Origin of the sequence: Nocardia sp. NPDC046763, assembly GCF_040645495.1 — a bacterium.
In the GTDB taxonomy this organism is placed as follows: Bacteria; Actinomycetota; Actinomycetes; order Mycobacteriales; family Mycobacteriaceae; genus Nocardia.
Genome location: NZ_JBEYYI010000076.1, coordinates 1 through 5,502 on the forward strand (window position 1 = coordinate 1; position 5,502 = coordinate 5,502).

Below are 5,502 nucleotides of genomic sequence, written 5' to 3' on the forward strand. Positions count from 1 at the left end.
TTTCGGGTGAATTCGTCGCGGTCGGCAGTGGTGACAGCATCGGTTGTGGGGTTGTTCGGGCACGACGGCCGATCTCCCGCAGACATACCTATTTCTGCTTTTTGCTCACTCCGCCGCGTCGTCGGTACCCGGCGTCGCGGGTTCGGTGTCCGGGGCCGCGCGTAGCGACCGAGACCCCTCGCCCAGCTGCGATGACGGGCCGGCCCGTGTCCCTGAATTCGGCTGTTCGAATCCCGTTTTCCAACTCTGGAGCGCCTTCCCGATAAACTCGGTTGCCGACGTTCGGAAGCGAGTTGGCGGCGGTGGCGCTGTGTGCAGCGATAGACCACACCGAAACCGCCCCGCCCGAGCGGACGACCGGATCTGGTGATGCCATATCACCCGGTCGGCTCCCTGGACGCACGGATCCGCGGGCAGGGTCCGCTGCCGGTAGGGCCCGTGGTTGTGGATCGGGTGAAGATCGCCGGGGCGCGGGAGGGCGCGCATCGCCGCGGCATCGCGCATCGGGATGTGAAGCCGGGCAATGATCCTTTTCAGTGGTGACGAAGTTATCGGTAACTGTGGCGACAGAAGTCGCGTGAAGGTCCGAACGTGAATCCACGGCGTGGCACGGCGATGTGAGGATCGGGCTGCACGGTCGGCGTATCGATCCAGCAATGCCTGTGCCGCAACGGCTTTCGTCCGCTGACCTGCGGTATCCGCCGGTGCGGGCGGCGGGCTCGGTCTACGGCGACCACGTCGAATTCGTCACGATGTCTCGTCGGGTGCCTGCAGTATGGCGCGGATCGCACCACTGGTCGATGCGACGTAGAGGTCGAGGGCGTCGTCGAGGCTCTTGTCGGGGTGTCGGATCCACCATCGGCCCAGTTGTTCGCCGATGCCGGAGACGATGTGGGCGGCGGCGAGCAGGGTGGCCCGTTCGGTGTGAGGGGCTCGGGGGGCGATCAGGTCGGCGATGAGGTCGATGGTCGACTGGCGCAGTTCGAGTAGCTGTTCGGCCATTTCGCCGGTCCAACTGGCCGAGGTGGCGAACAGCAACGCCCACCGCGCGGGGTCATGCGCGATCAGCTCGAGAAACACGCGGCCTGCGGTTGCGAGCGCTTCTTCCGGGGTTCCCGTCGCGATCTGTGCGCTGTGCAGCAGGTCGCGCTCGAATTCGGCTCGAGCCCGGCGGGCACACGCGACGAAGATGCCGGCCAGGGAACCGTGGTGGGCGTAAACAGTGGGGCGGGTGACGCCGGCGACGCGGGCGATGTCCTCGAGCGAGACGCCCTCGATGCCGCGTTCGGCGAACAATTCCACGGCCACATCCAACAGCTGGGACCCGCGTTCGGCGGCCGAGAGCCGCCGGCGCTTGCCGGTGCGTGCCTGGTCGCGCGCGGCTGGGGTGAGGTGAGGGGGCGTGTCGAGCGAGTGTTCCACGCGTGGGCTCCGCTTTCCGGGATCTGATCGATTCGACCATTGACGCCAGTATTTTACAGCCCGTATTCTACGAATCGTAACTTACGGAACGTAGGTAGCGATTTTGGTTCTTGACCAGCGCTGATTCCGTATCGAACGCGACTAAGGACTGCTCATGAGCCATGCGACAACGGTGTCGGCCTCGTCCCGGCCGATGGCGGGGAGCACGGTGCTGTTGTGGATGCGCGAGGACATGCCTCGCGAGACCGCGATGGAGTACTGGCGCGGCCCACATAGCCAGCTGGTGGCGCGGACCCCCGGATTCCTCGAGTACCGGCAACATCACTTCCCGCCCGAGCCGACGGGGCTGTGGCCGGTCACGCCCGGCGTGGAGACCGCGATACCCGCACATCGGCGTATCGACGGAACCCCCGAGGTGTGGTTCTCGCAACCGCTGGCCATCGCGAAGACGATGCGCCACAACCGCAAAGTCCTGGCCGACGAGGCCAATGTCTTCGGAAGAACCATCCTGCACGCTACCGGTGTGAGAGGCGGCCGCTGGTTCGAGACTTCCTCGACCGCTGCGACCGCTGCGACCGGTGCCCGGGCCGTGGCCCTGCTGCGCCGCCGTGACGGAGTCGGCGCCGGTCGCCTCCGCAGGCTCGTGCATCGCCAGCTCGGCGCGGCGCTGGCAGGGCTGCCCGGGGTGACCGAGGTGCGCACCCAAGCCTTCCTGCCATTTTCGAAACTGATGTGGGATTCCCCCGGAGTCGCCCACGACTATCCGTCCGACCAGCGCTATCACGCGGCCATTTTCCTCGGCGCCACCGACTCGGACGCACTCTCTGCCGCGTTGAACAGCCCCGACCTGGCCGTACTCGCCGACGGTGTCGCCGCAGTGTGCTCGGCGGTGCACGCCTATCCGGTGGCTGCCACCTACGTATACCGGCGTGAGGGCTGTCCGACCGTTCCTCAGCTTCGTCCTGAGCCGAAACCGAAACTGGAGCCGGTAACGCGCACCATCGCGCCGGCACCGGCGGTCCCCGCGCCCACGCGGGCCTTCCCCAAGTCCGAACTCATCGCGCTGCCAGGCGACGGCCCCGAGGATGTCGTCGTCGGGGCCGATCGGCAGTTGTACTGCGGGCTCAGCGGCGGTGGCATCGTCGGTATCGATCCGCACACCCGCAAGGTCACGGTGGTCGCCGACACCGGTGGCCGCCCCCTCGGACTCGAACCCACCACCGACGGGCGGCTGATCGTCTGCGATGCACACCGAGGATTGCTGCTCGTCGACCCGGCACGTGGCAGCGTGGACACCCTCACCCAGTACGTCGATGATGTCCCACTGCGCTTCTGCTCCAACGCCGTATCCACACCCGACGGTGCGATCTGGTTCACCGAATCGACCACTCGCTACGACTTCGAGCAGTACCTCGGGGCGATTCTCGAGCATCGCCCGTCGGGTCGGCTGCTGCGCCGCGACCCCGACGGCAGCGTGCACGTCGTCCTCGACGACCTCTACTTCGCCAATGGGCTCGCGCTGACCCCGGACCGGAACGCCCTCGTGCTGGCCGAAACCGGCGGTTACCGTCTCAGCCGCGTGGACCTGAACGGGCCGCAGGCCGGCGTGCGGACAACACTCGCCGACAATCTCCCCGGGTTCCCCGACAACCTGTCGGCCTTCCACAACGGCCACGCGTGGTTGGCGTTCACCAACCCGCGCAATGCCGCCCTCGACCACGCCGCACGGCTGCCGGGCATTCTCCGCAAAGCTCTCTGGCGACTGCCCGACCGGCTCAGCCCTCCTCCACAGCGGATCGTCTGGCTTCGCGCCATCGCCCCCGACGGCACGGTGATCGAGGACCTGCACACCACCCGGCCGGACTTCCACATGGCCACCGGCGCCGCCGAATACGACGGGCACCTCTATGTGGCCAGCCCCCAACACTCGGCCCTACTGTGCCTCGAACTGTAAGACGCTGAGCCACAAAAGAATTAACTCGATCCCGAGGAAACTCTCGCGATCGGCGGGCCGCCGCCGATCGGCGAAGGCCGCTGTGCTGATGGTCCATCGACCGCCCGGCGGCTCGTCATCGACACATCGTCGTTCATTCGTCCAGGAGGACACATGAGTGCACAACTCGAGCGCACCGCGATCGTCACCGGCGCGGCCCGGGGCATCGGCGCCGCCACTGCCAAGCAGCTGGCACAGGACGGCTTCGCCGTAGCAGTACTGGATCTCGACGAGCAAGCATGCGCGCCGGTCGTCGACGAGATCACGGCTGCGGGAGGACAGGCGCTGGCCGTGGGCGCCGACGTCAGCGACGAACAGGCGGTCACCGACGCGGTGGCCGCAGTCGCCGGCCGCTTGGGCGATCCCACCGTGTTGGTCAACAATGCCGGCATCACCCGGGACAACCTTCTGCACAAGATGAGCGTGGACGATTGGGACGCAGTCACGAAGGTGCATCTGCGAGGCGCATTTCTGATGGGCCGCGCGGTGCAGAAGTTCATGGCCTCCACCGGATGGGGCCGCATCGTCAACATCTCCAGTACCTCGGCGCTGGGCAACCGTGGCCAGGCCAACTACTCCGCGGCCAAAGCCGGGCTGCAGGGCTTCACCAAAACCCTCGCTCTCGAACTCGGACGATTCGGTGTCACCGCCAACGCCATCGCACCCGGTTTCATCGAAACCGACATGACCGCCGCCACCGCGGCGCGCCTGGGCATGGAGTTCGAAGACTTCATCGATGCCGTGGCCGGCCAGATCCCGGTACAGCGCACCGGCCGTCCCGACGACATCGCCCACGCTGTCTCCTACCTCGTCAGCGAGCGAGCGGGTTTCGTCTCCGGGCAGGTCCTCTACGTCGCCGGCGGACCACACGCCTGAACATCTGCGACACCCAGCCCACCGACACCTCCACCCTGCCAGGAGCCAGCATGGAACTACATCCCGCGACCGTCTGGGAGTCGCTCGCCGACGCCCAGCCCGACCGTCTCGCCCTCGTCCAAGGCGAAACCCGCCGCAGTTGGCGCGAATTCGACCAGCGGGCCGCTCGACTGAGCGCCGCCCTGGCCGCAGCCGGTGTCGGGCCGGGTTCGAAAGTCGGTTTGATGCTGCACAACAGCATCGAATTCCTCGAGACCTACTTCGCCGTCCTGAAGATCCGCGCGGTGCCGTTCAACATCAACTTCCGCTACACCGCCGACGAACTGACCTATCTGCTCACCGACACCGAGGCACACGCGCTGGTCTACCACTCCAGCCTCGCGAATGTCGTGGCCACAGCGTTGACGCGGCCCCACTGGCTCACCTCGGTCCTCGAGGTCGACGACGGCGGCCCGGGCCTGCCCACCAGCCTCGGCTATGAGCAGGCGATCTCGATGTACGAACCGCAGCCCCGCTGCGTTCGCAGCGACACCGACATCACCCTGCTCTACACCGGCGGCACCACCGGCAAACCCAAAGGCGTCATCACCCCCCTCGGCCCGGCACTGAGATTCCTGCTCGCAGCGGTCCCGCCGCTGCTGGAACAACAACCCATCACCGCACCCGAACACATTGCCGCATTGGCTCATCGGGCACGCGCCGCGGGCCGCACACTGGTCTCCCTGCCCGCCTCCCCGCTGGTCCACGGCACCGGCATCAACCTCGGCGCTGTGCCCGCTCTCACCTTCGGCGGCACCGTCACGATGCTGCAGAGCCGTGGCTTCGACGCCGGCGAGGTATGGGCAACCGTCGAACGCGACCAGGTATCCAGCCTCGCGATCGTCGGCGACGCCTTCGCCCGTCCGCTGCTCGAAGCCCTGCGGTCGGGCCCACACCGTGACCTGAGCTCGCTGCGCCTGATCACCTCCTCGGGCGCGATGTTCTCCTCCCCGGTGAAAGAAGCACTCCTGCAACACCTTCCACACACCATCATCCACGACCTGGTCAGCGCCAGCGAAGGCACGATGGGTATCTCCTTCTCCACCGCAGGGCAACCGGTGACCACCGGACGCTTCACCCGTTACCTTCTTGGTGGGCCTGACACGGGCCCACGGTCGCCAGGCCCGGTATGACTAATTCCCCCTGTCTTTCTCATGATCCGGGGGGTGGTG

The 5,502-nt window shown here is 66.9% G+C and carries 5 protein-coding genes; 4 read left to right on the forward strand and 1 reads right to left on the reverse strand.

What is annotated here, in order from left to right; genetic code table 11:
* Positions 1-369: 369 nt before the first annotated feature.
* Entirely contained in the window at positions 370-543 is a 174-nt protein-coding gene (locus ABZ909_RS43370; RefSeq protein ID WP_357012297.1) for a hypothetical protein, read from the forward strand.
* A gap of 204 nt (positions 544-747) precedes the next feature.
* Here ABZ909_RS43370 and ABZ909_RS43375 read toward each other — a convergent pair whose 3' ends face one another.
* Positions 748-1,422: a TetR/AcrR family transcriptional regulator gene (locus ABZ909_RS43375; protein WP_357012300.1), complete on the reverse strand. Its 675-nt coding sequence runs from the start codon at positions 1,420-1,422 to the stop codon at positions 748-750.
* A 154-nt stretch (positions 1,423-1,576) separates the two neighbouring features.
* Between ABZ909_RS43375 and ABZ909_RS43380 the strand changes: the two genes are divergently transcribed.
* From ABZ909_RS43380 to ABZ909_RS43390, 3 genes are all read left to right on the forward strand, one after another.
* A complete protein-coding gene (locus ABZ909_RS43380; RefSeq protein WP_357012302.1) occupies positions 1,577-3,376 on the forward strand; it encodes an SMP-30/gluconolactonase/LRE family protein in 1,800 nt (599 codons plus the stop codon).
* Positions 3,377-3,529: 153 nt separating this feature from the next.
* Entirely contained in the window at positions 3,530-4,291 is a 762-nt protein-coding gene (gene fabG, locus ABZ909_RS43385) for a 3-oxoacyl-ACP reductase FabG (protein WP_357012304.1), read from the forward strand.
* 50 nt (positions 4,292-4,341) lie between these two features.
* The gene (locus ABZ909_RS43390; RefSeq protein WP_357012306.1) at positions 4,342-5,463 is read left to right on the forward strand and encodes an AMP-binding protein; all 1,122 of its coding nucleotides are present in this window, start codon (positions 4,342-4,344) and stop codon (positions 5,461-5,463) included.
* Positions 5,464-5,502 lie beyond the last annotated feature (39 nt).